16 protein-coding genes are annotated in these 16,328 nt (G+C 56.4%); 15 read left to right on the top strand and 1 reads right to left on the bottom strand.

All coding sequences use genetic code 11. The features are described 5' to 3' along the window. Positions 1-151: 151 nt before the first annotated feature. The 6 genes from AAZT04_RS01815 (at position 152) to AAZT04_RS01790 (ending at position 5,288) form a co-directional block, all read left to right on the top strand. Entirely contained in the window at positions 152-1,048 is an 897-nt protein-coding gene (locus tag AAZT04_RS01815; RefSeq protein ID WP_020825628.1) for an amino acid ABC transporter substrate-binding protein, read from the top strand. 211 nt (positions 1,049-1,259) lie between these two features. Continuing rightward, on the top strand, positions 1,260-2,000 hold the full coding sequence (locus AAZT04_RS01810) for an amino acid ABC transporter permease (protein WP_017891917.1): 741 nt from the start codon (positions 1,260-1,262) through the stop codon (positions 1,998-2,000). Next, positions 2,000-2,674, top strand: coding sequence for a glutamate/aspartate ABC transporter permease GltK (gltK, locus tag AAZT04_RS01805; RefSeq protein ID WP_020825627.1), 675 nt, complete (start codon positions 2,000-2,002; stop codon positions 2,672-2,674). Before AAZT04_RS01810 ends, gltK begins: the two co-directional genes overlap by 1 nt. Next, positions 2,674-3,399, top strand: coding sequence for an amino acid ABC transporter ATP-binding protein (locus tag AAZT04_RS01800; protein WP_020825626.1), 726 nt, complete (start codon positions 2,674-2,676; stop codon positions 3,397-3,399). The genes gltK and AAZT04_RS01800 overlap by 1 nt, the downstream gene beginning before the upstream one ends. A 117-nt stretch (positions 3,400-3,516) precedes the next feature. Then, on the top strand, positions 3,517-4,449 hold the full coding sequence (gene rihA / locus AAZT04_RS01795; RefSeq protein WP_129983900.1) for a pyrimidine-specific ribonucleoside hydrolase RihA: 933 nt from the start codon (positions 3,517-3,519) through the stop codon (positions 4,447-4,449). Between the two features lie 146 nt (positions 4,450-4,595). After that, on the top strand, positions 4,596-5,288 hold the full coding sequence (locus tag AAZT04_RS01790) for an FMN-dependent NADH-azoreductase (RefSeq protein ID WP_020825624.1): 693 nt from the start codon (positions 4,596-4,598) through the stop codon (positions 5,286-5,288). A gap of 54 nt (positions 5,289-5,342) precedes the next feature. Here the strand turns inward: AAZT04_RS01790 and AAZT04_RS01785 are convergent, their stop codons facing one another. Continuing rightward, entirely contained in the window at positions 5,343-5,825 is a 483-nt protein-coding gene (locus AAZT04_RS01785) for a zinc ribbon-containing protein (RefSeq protein ID WP_020825623.1), read from the bottom strand. Positions 5,826-6,290: 465 nt separating this feature from the next. Between AAZT04_RS01785 and leuS the strand changes: the two genes are divergently transcribed. The 9 genes from leuS to rlpA all read left to right on the top strand — a co-directional run bounded on the left by leuS (position 6,291) and on the right by rlpA (position 16,254). Next, positions 6,291-8,873 carry a leucine--tRNA ligase gene (gene leuS / locus AAZT04_RS01780; RefSeq protein WP_048759487.1) on the top strand — a complete coding sequence of 861 codons (2,583 nt, stop codon included), beginning with the start codon at positions 6,291-6,293 and terminating at the stop codon, positions 8,871-8,873. A gap of 14 nt (positions 8,874-8,887) precedes the next feature. Further along, positions 8,888-9,448: an LPS assembly lipoprotein LptE gene (gene lptE / locus AAZT04_RS01775; RefSeq protein WP_046374290.1), complete on the top strand. Its 561-nt coding sequence runs from the start codon at positions 8,888-8,890 to the stop codon at positions 9,446-9,448. After that, positions 9,445-10,479: a DNA polymerase III subunit delta gene (gene holA / locus AAZT04_RS01770; protein WP_020825620.1), complete on the top strand. Its 1,035-nt coding sequence runs from the start codon at positions 9,445-9,447 to the stop codon at positions 10,477-10,479. Before lptE ends, holA begins: the two co-directional genes overlap by 4 nt. Next, positions 10,469-11,131: a nicotinate-nucleotide adenylyltransferase gene (nadD, locus tag AAZT04_RS01765; protein WP_046374291.1), complete on the top strand. Its 663-nt coding sequence runs from the start codon at positions 10,469-10,471 to the stop codon at positions 11,129-11,131. Before holA ends, nadD begins: the two co-directional genes overlap by 11 nt. 189 nt (positions 11,132-11,320) lie before the next feature. Further along, the gene (gene rsfS, locus AAZT04_RS01760; RefSeq protein WP_020825618.1) at positions 11,321-11,638 is read left to right on the top strand and encodes a ribosome silencing factor; all 318 of its coding nucleotides are present in this window, start codon (positions 11,321-11,323) and stop codon (positions 11,636-11,638) included. 3 nt (positions 11,639-11,641) lie between these two features. Next, positions 11,642-12,112, top strand: coding sequence for a 23S rRNA (pseudouridine(1915)-N(3))-methyltransferase RlmH (gene rlmH, locus AAZT04_RS01755; protein WP_004949595.1), 471 nt, complete (start codon positions 11,642-11,644; stop codon positions 12,110-12,112). A gap of 38 nt (positions 12,113-12,150) precedes the next feature. Continuing rightward, the gene (gene mrdA, locus AAZT04_RS01750) at positions 12,151-14,046 is read left to right on the top strand and encodes a peptidoglycan DD-transpeptidase MrdA (RefSeq protein WP_115059646.1); all 1,896 of its coding nucleotides are present in this window, start codon (positions 12,151-12,153) and stop codon (positions 14,044-14,046) included. Positions 14,047-14,054: 8 nt separating this feature from the next. Beyond that, positions 14,055-15,167 (top strand): peptidoglycan glycosyltransferase MrdB, encoded by a 1,113-nt coding sequence (gene mrdB, locus AAZT04_RS01745; RefSeq protein ID WP_020825616.1) that lies wholly within the window; start codon positions 14,055-14,057, stop codon positions 15,165-15,167. Between the two features lie 10 nt (positions 15,168-15,177). Next, positions 15,178-16,254: an endolytic peptidoglycan transglycosylase RlpA gene (gene rlpA / locus AAZT04_RS01740; RefSeq protein WP_046374292.1), complete on the top strand. Its 1,077-nt coding sequence runs from the start codon at positions 15,178-15,180 to the stop codon at positions 16,252-16,254. Positions 16,255-16,328: the final 74 nt, after the last annotated feature.

The following is a 16,328-nucleotide window of genomic DNA, read 5'->3' as shown; positions in this document are numbered from 1 at the left end:
AAAGAAACATTTTAGTTTCAATCCATTCACAATCGGCTATTTTCTAACGGTTATGTGTTCTAAGACTATCTTTATACTTGAGCAATAAATCTCCATTTAGAATCTGATGCTCTTTGAATTTGAGCCACCACAACAGCAAAGGAGTTGGACCATGCAAATGCGTAAATTGGCGTTATCGTTACTGCTGATCGGTATGGCAGGTAACGTAGCCCATGCGGAAGAACTGACCGGTACGCTGAAGAAAATCAAAGACAACGGCGTGATCGTTGTCGGCCACCGCGAATCGTCAGTGCCGTTCTCCTACTACGACAACCAGCAAAAAGTTGTGGGTTACTCCCAGGACTACTCCAACCAAATCGTTGAAGCGGTTAAGAAAAAATTGAACGCTCCTGATCTGCAGGTCAAAATGCTGCCGATCACCTCACAGAACCGTATCCCGCTGCTGCAAAACGGCACCTTTGACTTCGAATGCGGCTCGACCACCAACAACCTCGAACGCCAAAAACAGGCGGCCTTCTCCGATACCATCTTCGTGGTCGGTACCCGTCTGCTGGTGAAAAAAGGCTCTGACGTCAAAGACTTCAAGGATCTGGCGGGCAAACCTGTCGTGGTGACCTCAGGCACCACCTCTGAAGTGCTGCTCAATAAACTGAACGACAGCGGCAAGATGAACATGCGCATCATCAGCGCCAAAGACCACGGCGACTCCTTCCGTACCCTGGAAAGCGGTCGTGCAGTAGCCTTTATGATGGATGACGCCCTGCTGGCGGGTGAACGCGCGAAAGCGAAGAAGCCGGACCAATGGGAAATTCTGGGCACACCGCAGTCGAAAGAAGCCTACGGCTGTATGCTGCGTAAAGACGATCCTGAGTTCAAGAAACTGGTCGATGACACCATCGCTCAGGCTCAAACTTCAGGCGAAGCAACAAAATGGTTTGATAAGTGGTTCAAACAGCCTATTCCACCGAAGAACCTCAACATGAACTTCGAACTGTCCGACGACATGAAGCAACTGTTCAAAGAGCCTAACGATAAAGCATTGAACTAATAGAACAAGAGCTGGGGCGGCCGCCAGGCCAAACCAGCCCTGTTGATGGCTGGGACAGACAGGAATACGGGAGGCCGTTCCCCTCCCGTATTTTTCCCATAACGCATTACCGATGCCCGCACACATAAGTCAGCCCGACTGGCCGCGGCGCCCTCGGCGTTGAATAGTCATCAATCTTTAGGCGCTCTGCGCCCGCTTAACGGAGTTTGTTATGTCAATAGATTGGAACTGGGGTATCTTCCTGCAGCAGGCCCCGTTTGGGAATACCACCTACCTCGGCTGGATTTGGTCCGGCTTTCAGGTCACGGTAGCCCTCTCCGTCTGTGCATGGATTATCGCTTTCTTTGTCGGTTCGCTATTCGGTATTTTGCGTACCGTGCCCAACCGCTTTCTTTCCACCCTCGGTACCTGTTACGTCGAACTGTTCCGTAATGTGCCGCTGATCGTCCAATTCTTTACCTGGTATCTGGTGATCCCGGAACTGCTGCCGGCGAATATCGGCATGTGGTTCAAAACCGAACTCGATCCTAACGTGCAATTCTTTGTTTCCTCGATGCTGTGCCTCGGGCTGTTTACCGCCGCTCGCGTCTGCGAGCAGGTACGTGCTGCCATTCAGTCACTGCCGCGCGGTCAAAGAGCGGCCGGGTTGGCGATGGGCCTGACGCTGCCGCAAACCTACCGCTACGTGCTGTTGCCGAATGCCTACCGGGTGATTGTGCCGCCGATGACCTCGGAAATGCTCAACCTGGTCAAAAACTCCGCCATCGCTTCCACTATCGGGTTGGTCGACATGGCTGCCCAGGCCGGCAAACTGCTGGACTACTCTGCGCACGCCTATGAATCCTTTACCGCGATTACGCTGGCCTATATCGCCATCAACGCCGTGATCATGCTGTTTATGCGGTTGGTAGAGAGAAAAGTGCAGTTGCCCGGCAACTTGGGGAGTAAATAATGTACGAATTTGACTGGGCATCGATTGTCCCAAGTTTCCCTTATCTGCTGCAGGGCCTGTTGATCACGCTGAAGATCACCGTGACCGCCATCGTCGTCGGTATTCTGTGGGGAACCGTTCTGGCGGTAATGCGCTTGTCGCCCATCAAACCGATCAGCTGGTTCGCTGCCGTTTACGTCAACCTGTTCCGCTCCGTCCCGCTGGTGATGGTGCTGCTGTGGTTCTATCTGGTGGTTCCAAGCTTATTACAACAGGTTCTAGGGCTGTCGCCGAAAACCGATATTCGCCTGATCTCGGCTATGGTAGCCTTTTCCCTGTTTGAAGCGGCTTATTACTCGGAAATTATCCGCGCCGGTATCATCAGCATCTCCCGCGGCCAGTCCTCCGCCGCGCTGGCACTGGGCATGACCCAATGGCAGTCAATGAAGCTGGTGATCCTGCCGCAGGCGTTCCGCGCCATGGTGCCGCTGCTGCTGACCCAGGGCATCGTACTGTTCCAGGATACCTCCCTGGTGTACGTACTGAGCCTGGCTGACTTCTTCCGTACCGCCTCGACCATTGGCGAGCGCGACGGCACCCAGGTTGAAATGATCCTGTTTGCCGGCTTTGTCTACTTTGTTATCAGTCTCGCCGCCTCGGCGCTGGTAAGCTATTTGAAGAAAAGGACTGTTTGATGATATCCCTGAAAAATGTTTCTAAGTGGTACGGTCACTTTCAGGTTCTGACCGATTGCACCACCGAAGTAAAAAAAGGCGAGGTGGTGGTGGTCTGCGGTCCTTCAGGCTCGGGCAAGTCTACCCTGATCAAAACCGTCAACGGTCTGGAGCCGATCCAGCAGGGCAATATCCTGGTGAACGGTACTCCGGTCAACGACAAGAAAACCAATCTGGCGCAGCTGCGTTCCAAGGTCGGTATGGTATTCCAGCACTTCGAGCTTTTCCCGCACCTGTCGATCATCGATAACCTGACGCTGGCGCAGGTGAAAGTGCTCAAACGCGACAAAGACGCCTCGCGCGAGAAAGGCCTGAAACTGCTGGAGCGCGTCGGCCTGACCGCACACGCCAACAAGTTCCCCGGCCAGCTTTCCGGCGGCCAGCAGCAACGCGTGGCTATCGCCCGAGCGCTGTGCATGGATCCTATCGCCATGCTGTTCGATGAGCCCACTTCGGCGCTCGATCCGGAAATGATCAACGAAGTGCTGGACGTTATGGTCGAACTGGCCAATGAAGGCATGACCATGATGGTGGTAACCCACGAGATGGGCTTTGCCCGTAAAGTGGCGAACCGGGTGATCTTTATGGATGAAGGCAAAATCGTCGAAGACCGTAATAAAGACGACTTCTTCAACAATCCGGAGTCCGAACGGGCGAAGGACTTCCTGGCGAAAATCCTGCACTGATGCCTCGCCTGCGCCCCGCCCGGGGCGCAGTTTCATTCCCTCTTTCCGGCACTAAAAGCACTTGTTTCTCTCCGATTTTGATCCGATGCTCATTGGATAACAAATAAGGAGATAAACATGCCCCGCCCTATCATTATCGATTGCGACCCTGGTCTGGACGATGCCATTGCCCTTGCCATGGCGCTGAGTTCACCAGAATTGGACGTAAAGGCCATTACCACCTCCGCCGGTAACCAGACGCCGGAAAAAACCCTGCACAATGCGCTGGGTCTGTTGACGTTGATGAAGCGTGAAGACATTCCCGTCGCTGCCGGTGCTGCCGCGCCGTTGATGCGAGACCTGGTGATTGCCGACTACGTTCACGGCAAAACCGGCATGGGCAATACCCATCTGCCAACGCCCGCCATCCAGCCGGTGGCGCAAACTGCCGTAGAGCTGATCGCCAGCCTGCTACGCAGCAGTCCGCAGCCGATCACGCTGGTGGTCACCGGCCCCATGACCAATATCGCCCTGCTGCTGGCCCAACACCCAGAGCTGAAAGGCAACATTGAACGCATCGTGTTTATGGGGGGAGGTATGAATGCCGGCAACACCACCCCGGTGGCAGAGTTCAACATCTATGTCGATCCCGAAGCCGCCGAAATGGTGCTGAAATCCGGCGTACCGCTGACCATGGCCGGGCTGAACGTGACTCACCAGGCGCTGGTGCTGCCACAGGATATCGAACGCATCCGTCAGATAAACAACCCGGTGGCGCAGGCGGTGGCCGAAATGCTCGACTTCTACCTGCCGCTGTACCTTAGCCATCCGCGTGGGCTGCCCGGTGCCGCGATGCACGACCCCTGCACCATCGCCTGGCTGCTGGCACCACAGCTGTTTGACAGTATCGAACGCTGGGTCGGCGTGGAAACCAAAGGGGAATATACCCTCGGCATGACCGTGGTGGATACCTTCGGCCAGAACAGCAAGCCGGCCAACGTTGAAGTGCTGACCGATATCGATCGCGAAGGCTTTATCGATCTGTTGGCCGAGCGCGTAGCCCGCTATTGACCACCGGGCGGGAAACTGCCCTAATATTCAATATTTTTGATTTAACTCAGCGAATTTTTACGCTATCACTGGGCCAGGCTTGCCTCTAAGATGCTGTTAAACGCACAGCATCGCTGATACCTTAGACCAAGCCTGGAGATAGCCCAATGAGTCGTATACTGGTCCTGAAATCAAGTATCCTGGGTGATTACTCCCAGTCTGGAAAATTAGTCGATTTTTTTGTTCAACAGTGGCATGAAGCACACCCCAATGACAGCTTTACGGTTCGCGATTTAGCCAACCCGACACTGCCGGAGCTGGATGGTGAAGTGATTGGCGGGTTTAGCGCCGGTGACAAACCTTTAACACCGCATCAGCAAAAGACGCTGGCACTTTCCGATGAGCTGATCGCCGAGCTGAAATCGCACGACACCATTATCATCAGCGCGCCGATGTACAACTTCAACATCCCGACGCAGTTGAAAATCTATTTCGACCTGGTGGCGCGCGCTGGCCAAACCTTCCGCTACACCTCTGAAGGCTCTGAAGGTCTGGTCACCGGCAAGAAAGCGATTGTGATCTCCAGCCGCGGCGGTATCCACGCGGATACGCCAACCGATCTGATCACGCCGTACCTGAAGCTGTTCCTGGCGTTTATCGGCATTACCGACGTCGAGTTCGTGCTGGCGGAAGGCTTTGCTTACGGCCCTGAAGCAGCAGAAAAAGCCGCTCAGGAAAGCCGGGTTGCGGTGGCACAGAAAGTGCCGGCCAAAATCGACACAGCCCCGCAGGCTGAAGTGGCTACGGCCTCGGCTGGCGGAAGCTTTCTTGGCAACCTGATGAAAAAACTGTTTGGCTAAGAGCAGCGCCTGCCCTGACCTTTTCCAGCGGAGAGGCCAGGGCGCGTAGCAAGCTTAAGGTTCGAAAGGCCGACGCTGGAACTGGTCATGACCGCATTTCGGGCACAGCGGCAGCACTTCCGGCGTGTAAAACGCCAAATGATGGTGGCATTTTTCGCACACCAGATTACCCAGCCCGACAACCTCACCGCTGTGGTAAACGCCATGGTGGCTGACGTCCTTGAACACCTCGCGCCATTCCAACTGAGTTTTGTCGGTAATATCCGCCAGCTCCTGCCACAGGCTTTCCTTGATAACCCGCATGAAAACGCTGTCGGTGAACTCGTCCCGGCTCTCCTGATAACTGCGAGCGAACTCTTCCAGATCGCGCCGTACCGCCTGTGTAACCTGCTCAACTTCGTCGCGCGTCAGTTCACCCGCTTCGTTTAGCCGTTTTTCTGCGCTCGCGACCAGCGAGTCAATATCACGCTCGCCATTTTTCAGGCGTTCTGTCAGAGATGCCACCAATTCGCGGTAGTACTGAGCAACCTTGTTCATAATCTCTCCTCGATGAACTTACGTGACTGGGCCTACCTCCCATACCCTATAGCTTTCGAGTTGCAGCTAAGCGCCCAGCTCGCTCATGCCCAGGCGCTTACTTTAGTAAGTCACTGGGGTGAGCGACAAATCTGTCGGGAACAGATTTGAACGCTGCTTGCAGCGGCCCTGAAAGGGCAAGGACCCATGGATGGGTCTTGTAAGCAGGTAACAACGCTGCAGCTTGAAAGATGACGGGTATAAACTATCCCTTATCATTTTAGCCGTAAATTGCTGATGTCACTTGGCAAGACATGGTTTCCTCAAGATGTGAGTCTTGTCATGGCCGGTATTTTTTAAATACGTCGAGTCGGGCGCTTGGTGTTGTTGCCGGGAGGTCTTATCAGCTATGCTATGCGGATCTATAAGTACTCAACAGAATGCTACGGATGTAGCTGTTTTACACCTACAGGACCACCAGCCGCCATGCAAGAGCAATACCGTCCAGAAGACATAGAATCGAACGTACAGCTTCACTGGGAAGAGAAGCAAACTTTCAAAGTTACCGAAGATGCGAGCAAGGAAAAGTATTACTGCCTATCCATGCTGCCGTACCCATCAGGCCGTCTGCACATGGGGCACGTTCGTAACTACACTATCGGCGACGTGATCTCGCGCTACCAGCGCATGCTAGGTAAAAACGTGCTACAGCCCATCGGCTGGGATGCGTTCGGCCTGCCGGCGGAAGGCGCTGCGGTTAAAAACAACACCGCACCGGCTCCGTGGACCTACGACAATATCGAATACATGAAGAACCAGCTGAAACTGCTGGGCTTCGGCTATGACTGGGATCGCGAGATCGCCACCTGCGATCCGGACTACTACCGTTGGGAACAGTGGTTCTTCACCAAGCTGTACGAAAAAGGCCTGGTCTACAAGAAGACTTCCGCGGTGAACTGGTGCCCACACGATCTGACCGTGCTGGCCAACGAGCAGGTGATCGACGGCTGCTGCTGGCGCTGCGACACCAAGGTTGAGCGTAAAGAGATCCCACAGTGGTTTATCAAAATCACCGACTACGCCGATCAGCTGCTCAACGATCTGGACACGCTGGAAAGCTGGCCAGAACAGGTGAAAACCATGCAGCGCAACTGGATTGGCCGTTCCGAAGGGGTGGATATCACCTTTGACGTAGCGGGCAGCGACGAAAAGCTGACGGTTTACACCACCCGTCCTGACACCTTTATGGGCGCGACCTACGTGGCCGTAGCCGCAGGTCACCCATTGGCGCAGCAAGGCGCGGTGAACAACCCGGCGCTGGCTGAATTTATCGAAGAGTGCCGTAACACCAAAGTAGCCGAAGCCGAAATGGCGACGATGGAGAAAAAGGGCATGCCGACCGGCCTGTTCGCCATCCATCCGCTGTCCGGCGAGCAAGTGCCAATTTGGGTCGCCAACTTTGTGCTGATGGAATACGGTACCGGCGCGGTGATGGCGGTTCCGGCTCACGATCAGCGCGACTGGGAATTCGCCACCAAATACGGCCTGCCAATCAAACCGGTCGTTCTGGCCCTCGACGGCAGCCAACCGGATGTACAAGCCGAAGCGATGACCGAGAAAGGCACGCTGTTCAACTCCGGCGAGTTTGACGGCCTGGATCACCAAGACGGTTTCAACGCCATTGCCGACAAACTGGTCGCCAAAGGCGTTGGTCAGCGCAAGGTTAACTACCGTCTGCGCGACTGGGGCGTTTCCCGCCAACGTTATTGGGGCGCACCAATCCCGATGGTCACGCTGGAAGACGGTACCGTGATGCCAACTCCAGAAGACCAGCTGCCGGTGATCCTGCCGGAAGACGTGGTGATGGATGGCATTACCAGCCCGATCAAAGCCGATCCTGAGTGGGCGAAAACCACCGTTAACGGCCAACCGGCGCTGCGCGAAACCGACACCTTCGACACCTTTATGGAGTCGTCCTGGTACTACGCGCGCTATACCTGCCCGCAGTACGACCAGGGGATGCTGGATCCAGCCGCTGCCAACTACTGGCTGCCGGTCGATCAGTATGTCGGCGGCATCGAACACGCCATCATGCACCTGATGTATTTCCGCTTCTTCCACAAGCTGCTGCGTGACGCTGGCCTGGTCGACTCCGACGAGCCGGCAAAACGCCTGCTGTGCCAGGGCATGGTGCTGGCAGACGCCTTCTATTACACCGGCAACAGCGGCGAACGCGTCTGGGTTTCCCCGGTCGACGCCAACGTTGAACGTGATGACAAAGGCCGCATTATCAAAGCCACCGATCCACAAGGTCGTGAACTGGTCTATGCTGGCATGAGCAAAATGTCGAAGTCGAAAAACAACGGCATCGACCCGCAGGTGATGGTTGAGAAATACGGCGCAGATACCGTCCGTCTGTTCATGATGTTTGCTTCACCGGCAGAAATGACGCTGGAATGGCAGGAATCCGGCGTAGAAGGGGCAAACCGCTTCCTGAAACGCGTGTGGAAACTGGCCTACGAACACCTGGAAAAAGGCGCCGTTCAGCCGCTGAACGTGGCAACGCTGAGCGAAGATCAGAAAGCGCTGCGCCGCGATCTGCACAAAACCATTGCCAAAGTGACCGACGATATCGGCCGTCGTCAGACCTTCAACACCGCGATTGCCGCCGTGATGGAACTGATGAACAAGCTGGCCCGTGCACCGCAAGAGAGCGAGCAAGATCGCGCCCTGCTGCAGGAAGCGCTGTTGGCAGTCGTTCGCATGCTGTATCCGTTCACTCCGCACGTGTGCTTCTCACTGTGGCAGGCGCTGGGCGGTGAAGGCGATGTGGATACCGCAGCCTGGCCGCAAGCCGACGAGCAGGCTATGGTCGAAGACTCCAAGCTGGTGGTGGTGCAGGTCAACGGTAAGGTTCGCGCTAAAATCACCGTGGCTGCCGATGCAACCGAAGAGCAGGTACGTGCGCGTGCCGCTGAGGAGCATCTGGTCGCTAAATATCTGGACGGGGTCACGGTTCGTAAAGTGATCTATGTTCCGGGCAAATTGCTTAACCTGGTTGTGGGTTAACACAAGGAGGCGTTGTGCGACATCGTATTCTGACGTTGTTGCTGGGGTTGGCGGTGCTGGTCACCGCCGGCTGCGGTTTTCACCTGCGTGGTACCACGCAGGTCCCTTCGGAAATGAAGACACTGCTGCTGGACAGCTCGGACCCTTATGGTCCGCTGACCCGCGCGGTGCGTGAGCAGTTACGTCTCAGCGACGTGACCATCGTCAAGGATGCCAAGCGTAAGGATCTCCCTTCCCTGCGCATCATTGGCGCCACGGAGAGCCAGGATACCGCCTCTATCTTCCAGGACGGTAAAACCGCTGAGTACCAAATGGTACTAACCGTTCAGGCACAGGTGCTGATCCCGGGTCACGATCTGTATCCGCTAAACGTAAAAGTTTTCCGTTCGTTCTTCGATAACCCGTTGACCGCACTGGCAAAAGATTCCGAACAGGAAATTATTCGCCAGGAAATGCGCGAGCAGGCCGCCCAACAGCTGGTACGTAAGCTGCTGACGGTGCACGCTGCGGAAGAAGAAACCCAACAGAAAGCCGCTGCCGCCGGTGAAAAAGCGGCCAGTCGCGTAGATCAATGATTCGTATTTACCCTGAACAACTTGCCGCGCAGCTCCGAGAGGGGCTGCGCGCTTGTTATTTATTGACTGGCAACGAGCCGCTGCTGCTGCAGGAAAGCCAGGATCTGATCCGCCACGCGGCCCAAGAGCAGCAGTTCACCGAGCATTACAGCATTTCGCTCGACGCCCATACCGATTGGGATGCCATCTTCAGCATCTGTCAGGCCATGAGCCTGTTCGCCAGCCGTCAGACGCTGCTGCTGATCTTCCCTGAGAACGGGCCGACGGCACCGATCGGCGAACAGCTGATCAAACTGGCCGCACTGCTGCATGACGACATTTTGCTGATGCTGCGTGGGCCACGCCTGACCAAAGCGCAAGAAAACAGTGCCTGGTTCAAGGCGCTCAGCCCGCACGGCGCTTACGTCAGTTGCCAGACGCCGGAACAGGCGCAGCTCCCCCGCTGGGTCGCCCAACGTGCCAAAACCCTGAAGCTGGAACTGGACGACGCAGCAAATCAATTGCTGTGTTACTGCTACGAAGGCAACCTGCTGGCGCTGTCGCAGGCGCTGGAGCGACTGTCGTTGCTGCATCCGGATGGCAAACTCACGCTGCCGCGCGTTGAACTGGCCGTGAACGATGCCGCCCACTTCACGCCATTCCACTGGCTGGACGCCCTGTTGGCCGGAAAAAGCAAACGCGCCTGGCATATCCTGCAGCAGATGCAGCAGGAAGATGTCGAGCCGGTGATCCTGCTGCGAACCCTGCAACGGGAACTGCTGCAGTTGCTCAACCTGCAACGCCGCATGGCGACAGTGCCTTTGCGTACGCTATTCGATCAATACAAGGTTTGGCAAAACCGCCGTAACCTGGTAACCCAGGCACTGCAACGGCTGTCCGGCACCCAGCTGCGGCAAGCGGTTCATCTGCTCGCGCAGATAGAAATCACCCTAAAGCAGGATTACGGCCAGTCGGTCTGGTCTGAATTGGAAACCCTGTCGATGCTGCTGTGCGGCAAACCTCTGGCCACGAGTTTTTCAGATGTCCACTAATCCGCAAGGCACTCCCGTTCTGCACGCCCTGTTTGGCGGCACCTTCGACCCTATCCATTACGGCCATCTGCGGCCGGTGGAAGCGCTGGCCGCAGAGGTTGGTCTGAACCGGGTCACGCTGCTGCCGAACCATGTTCCGCCGCACCGCCCTCAGCCCGAAGCGAACGCTCAGCAACGGTTGAAAATGGTGGAATTGGCCATTGCCGATAACCCGCTGTTTGCGGTTGACGATCGTGAACTGCATCGCACCACCCCTTCCTATACCATCGAGACGCTGGAAGCCATTCGTAAAGAACGTGGCGCCGCCTTGCCTCTGGCGTTTATCATTGGCCAGGACTCGCTGTTGACGCTGCACAAATGGCACCGCTGGCAGTCGCTGCTGGATACCTGTCATCTGCTGGTGCTCGCTCGCCCTGGTTACAACGATTTCATGGATACGCCTGAGCTACAGCAGTGGCTGGAGCAACATCAGGTGAGCGATCCCGCCCAGCTCAGCCGGCATCCTCACGGATTTATTTATCTGGCCGATACGCCACAGCTGGAGATTTCGGCCACGGAAATTCGTCAGCGTCGCCATCAGGGACTCAACTGTGACGACCTGTTGCCGCGTTCAGTACAGCGCTATATCGAGTTACAGGGTTTATATCGCTAGCAACAGCCGCGTGATATACTGCGCCGCTATTTTTCAGGTATTCGCTGAAAACCCCGGAATCCTTAGCTGGCCGGGCAGTCACCAGCTGGCTTTCAGCGGCATCCTGCCGACTTATCATTGATTCAGGCCGCAAAACGGGCAAGTTGCCCGCCGCAGTCGAATGAACAGAACACACCCGAGGGGGAACCTTTGCAAGGTAAAGCGCTCCAAGATTTCGTCATCGATAAAATTGATGACCTGAAAGGCCAAGACATTATCGCTCTGGATGTACAAGACAAATCCAGCATCACCGATTGCATGATCATCTGCACCGGGACCTCTACCCGTCACGTGATGTCGATCGCCAACCACCTGGTGCAGGAAGCCCGCACCGCCGGTATGGAACTGTTCGGCATGAAAGGCCAGGAAGCCTCCGACTGGATCGTTGTCGACCTGGGTGACGTGATCGTTCACGTGATGCAGGAAGAGAGCCGTCAGTTGTACGAGCTGGAAAAACTCTGGAGCTAAGCGGTGAAACTGCAACTGGTAGCCGTCGGCACTAAAATGCCAGACTGGGTGCAGACCGGCTTTATGGATTATCTGCACCGCTTTCCGAAAGATATGCCGTTTGAGCTGACCGAAATCCCGGCGGGCAAGCGCGGCAAGAATGCCGATATCAAACGCATTCTGGAAAAGGAAGGCGAGCAGATGCTGGCTGCGGTAGGCAAAGGCAATCGCATTGTCACGCTGGATATTCCCGGTACGCCGTGGGAAACGCCGCAGTTGGCGCAACAACTCGAACGCTGGAAGCAGGACGGCCGCAACGTCAGCCTGCTGATTGGCGGCCCGGAAGGGCTGGCCCCGGCGTGTAAGGCCGCCGCCGAACAGAGTTGGTCGCTCTCACCGTTGACATTACCGCATCCTTTAGTGCGCGTGCTGGTGGCCGAAAGCCTCTATCGCGCCTGGAGCATTACAACAAATCATCCTTACCACCGGGAATAACCGGTGGTAATAGTGACAGAGTGAAATAAAGCAGCGGGATGAAAATAGAACGTAACCCTTTTCGCGACTATACGGCCGAATCCGCCCTGTTTGTACGCCGCGCCCTGGTGGCGTTCTTGGTCATCCTGGTGCTGACCGGCACCCTCATCGCCAATCTGTATAACCTGCAAATCGTCCGCTTTGAGGATTACCGCACCCGCTCCAACGAAAACCGCATCAAACTGGTGCCGATCGCGCCCAGCCGCGGCATTATTTACGATCGCAACGGCACTCCGCTGGCGCTCAACCGCACCATCTACCAACTGGAGTTGATGCCGGAAAAGGTCGATGACCTGAAAGCCACGCTACAGGCGCTGCGTTCGGTGGTCGATTTGACCGATGATGACATCACCAACTTCGAAAAAGAGCGCAAGCGCTCGCGCCGTTTCGTCTCTATCCCGGTGAAAACCGCCCTGAGTGAAGTGCAGGTGGCGCGTTTTGCGGTTAACCAGTTCCGCTTCCCCGGCGTAGAGGTCAAAGGCTACCAGCGTCGCTATTACCCTTATGGTTCCGCCCTGACCCATGTGATCGGCTACGTGTCGAAGATCAACGACCGTGACGTCGAACGCCTGGATAAAGACGGCAAGCTGGCCAACTACGCTGCGACGCACGACATCGGCAAGCTGGGCATCGAACGCTATTACGAAGAAACCCTGCATGGCAAAACCGGCTACGAAGAGGTTGAAGTCAACAACCGTGGCCGGGTGATCCGCCAATTGCATGAGCAACCGCCTTCCGCCGGCAAAGACGTCTATCTGACGCTGGATCTCAACCTGCAGCGCTATATCGAGCAGTTGCTGGTGGGCAGCCGTGCGGCAGTGGTGGTGAGCGATCCGCGCACCGGCGGCATTCTGGCTATGGTGTCCAACCCCAGCTATGACCCGAACCTGTTCGTCGACGGCATCTCCAGCAAGGATTACCAAGGGCTGCTCAACGATCCGAACCGGCCGCTGATCAACCGTGCCACGCAAGGGCTCTACCCACCCGCCTCCACGGTGAAGCCGTATATTTCCGTTTCGGCGCTCAGCGCCGGGGTGATCACCAAGAACACCGTCGTCTTCGATCCCGGCTGGTGGCAATTGCCCGGCTCGGAAAAACGCTTCCGCGACTGGAAAAAATGGGGCCACGGCCGCCTGAACGTCACCAAAGCGTTGGAAGAGTCCGCGGATACCTTCTTCTATCAGGTCGCTTACGACATGGGCATCGATCGCCTGTCAACCTGGCTGACCAAGTTCGGTTACGGCGAATATACCGGCATCGATCTGTCAGAAGAGCGTTCCGGCCTGATGCCGACTCGTGACTGGAAATTCAAGCGCTATAAAAAACCCTGGTATCAGGGGGACACCATTCCGGTAGGTATCGGCCAGGGTTATTGGACGGCGACGCCGATCCAGATGGCCAAGGCGCTGACCACCCTGATTAACGACGGCAACGTCAAAACGCCGCACCTGCTGCAGAGCACCCGTATCAATGGCGTGCTGGTGCCTTTCCAGCAGGAAGAGAGCACGCAGATCGGCGATATTCATTCCGGCTTCTGGGAAATTGCCAAAGACGGCATGTATGGCGTGGCCAACCGCCCAAATGGGACGGCACGCAAGTACTTTGCAGGTACGCCATACAAAGCCGCGGCGAAATCGGGGACCGCACAGGTATTCGGTTACGAAACCTATAACGCCCACAAACTCGCAGAGCACCTGCGTGACCACAAACTGATGACGGCCTTCGCTCCCTTCGATAATCCGACGGTTTCGGTCGCCATCATTCTGGAAAACGGCGGTGCCGGTCCAGCGGTCGGGACGATCACTCGTCAGATCCTCGACCATATCTTGCTGGGCGACAACAATACGCAATTACCGGACGCGGCTCCGCTGCCGCCTGGTGTAGAAGGTGATTAAGGTAGAACATGACTGAAAGCCAACAAAAAGCGTCGATCTGGACCAAAATCCATATCGATCCCACATTCCTGCTGTTAATTCTGGCCCTGCTGGTCTACAGCGCTTTCGTGATGTGGAGCGCCAGCGGCCAGGACATCGGCATGATGGAGCGAAAGATCGGCCAGATTGTCATGGGGTTGATCGTCATGGCCGTCATGGCGCAAATCCCGCCGCGGGTCTATGAAAGCTGGGCACCGTATCTGTATATTTTCTGCGTGATACTGCTGATTTTGGTGGATGCTTTCGGCCAGATCAGTAAAGGCGCCCAGCGCTGGCTGGATCTCGGCTTCGTGCGTTTCCAGCCGTCCGAGATCGCCAAGATCGCGGTACCGCTGATGGTAGCCCGCTTTATGAACCGCGACGTCTGCCCCCCTTCGCTGAAGAATACGGCGATTGCGCTGGTACTGATTTTCCTGCCTACGCTGCTGGTTGCAGCACAGCCGGATTTGGGCACCTCGATTCTGATCGCCGCCTCCGGCCTGTTCGTGCTATTCCTGTCCGGCATGAGCTGGAAGCTGATCGCCGTAGCCGCCGTGCTGCTGGCGGCCTTTATCCCGGTGCTGTGGTTCTTCCTGATGCACGGCTATCAGCGCGACCGCGTTATGATGCTGCTCGATCCGGAAACCGACCCCCTTGGCGCCGGCTACCATATTATTCAGTCGAAAATTGCCATCGGCTCAGGCGGTCTGTCCGGTAAAGGCTGGCTGCATGGCACTCAGTCACAACTGGAATTTCTGCCGGAACGCCACACCGACTTTATCTTTGCGGTGCTGGCCGAGGAGCTGGGGCTGGTCGGAGTACTGGTGCTGCTGGCGCTATACCTGCTGGTGATCATCCGCGGTTTGATGATCGCCGCCAAGGCGCAAACCACCTTCGGCCGAGTGATGGTCGGTGGGCTGATGCTGATTTTGTTCGTTTATGTGTTTGTTAACATTGGTATGGTCAGTGGTATTTTACCGGTAGTTGGCGTACCTTTGCCTCTGGTCAGTTACGGGGGTTCGGCGCTGATTGTGCTTATGGCTGGGTTCGGCATTATCATGTCGATCCACACGCATCGGAAAATGATGTCTAAAAGTTTATAAGAGGTGAGTAATGCGTAAGGAATGGCTTTGGGTCGGCGTAGTCGCGGTATTGCTTTCCGCCTGTACCGCCCCGACCACGGAACAGCAAGCGCCGCCGCAGCAGCCGTATAACGGACCGGTGGTGGAAATCGGTGGCGTAGAGCCTCAATATGAACCCTATAACCCTAATAACCTGCAGGATTATAAGGTTAATGGCGACACTTACCGCATTGTAAAAGATCCTCAGAACTTCTCGCAGACCGGTCTGGCCAGTTCCTATGGCGAAGAAGCCAGGGGGAATACCACCGCGCTGGGGGAACAGTTTGATCCTAACGGCCTGACCGCCGCACACCCGACGCTGCCGATCCCAAGCTACGTACGCGTGACCAACCTGGCCAACGGTCGCCAACTGGTAGTGCGTGTTAACGATCGCGGGCCTTACACCAAAGGTCGCATCATTGATTTGTCGCGAGCCGTCGCCGATCGTCTGAACCTGTCCAACAACACCAAGGTCAAGGTTGATTTCATCAACGTTGCCCCGGATGGCACCCTCAGTGGCCCTGGCACCATCGGCACTACCGTCGCCAAACAAAGCTATGCCCTGCCCGCTCGCCCGGATCTGGGCTCCAGCAGCATGGGAACTCCCATCCAACAGGACGTCCCAGTAGCCAGCGGTGCCGCCGTGCGCCCGATTGACAACAGCAGCCTGAACACCGGCGACGCGGCTCCGGCAAGCAGCGCCGGCAATAGCCGCAGCGGCTTCCTCGGCGCGCCAAGCGCCGTACCGGCAGGCGTGTTGGAAGGCTCAGAGCCTGAACCCGCCGCCATTGCCGCACCGGTCGCCGCGACCGCAGCCGTTGCAGCAAGCAGTGCCTCTTCAACAGGCGGCTATGTGGTGCAGGTCGGCGCGCTGAGCAGTGCCGAGCGCGCGCAAAGCTGGCAGCAAAGCCTGAGCCAAAAATTCGGCGTACCGGGTAAAGTTGCCGCCAACGGCAGCGTCTACCGCGTACAGCTCGGCCCGTTCAGCGATCGTCAGCAAGCAGCTCAGCTGCAGCAGCGCCTGGCCACTGAAGCGCAGCAACAATCTTTTGTCACTGCCGCACCCTAAACATAGACCGGCGGGCAATCGCGACCGATAAGCTGATTTTTAGCTGAAACATTTTCTTTCAGCAAAAGCTTGTA

The organism is Serratia sp. Je.1.23.a (genome assembly GCF_051129805.1).
Lineage (GTDB): Bacteria > Pseudomonadota > Gammaproteobacteria > Enterobacterales > Enterobacteriaceae > Serratia > Serratia liquefaciens.
Note: the sequence above shows the minus strand (reverse complement) of the source record. Positions and strands in the feature narration are given on the sequence as shown.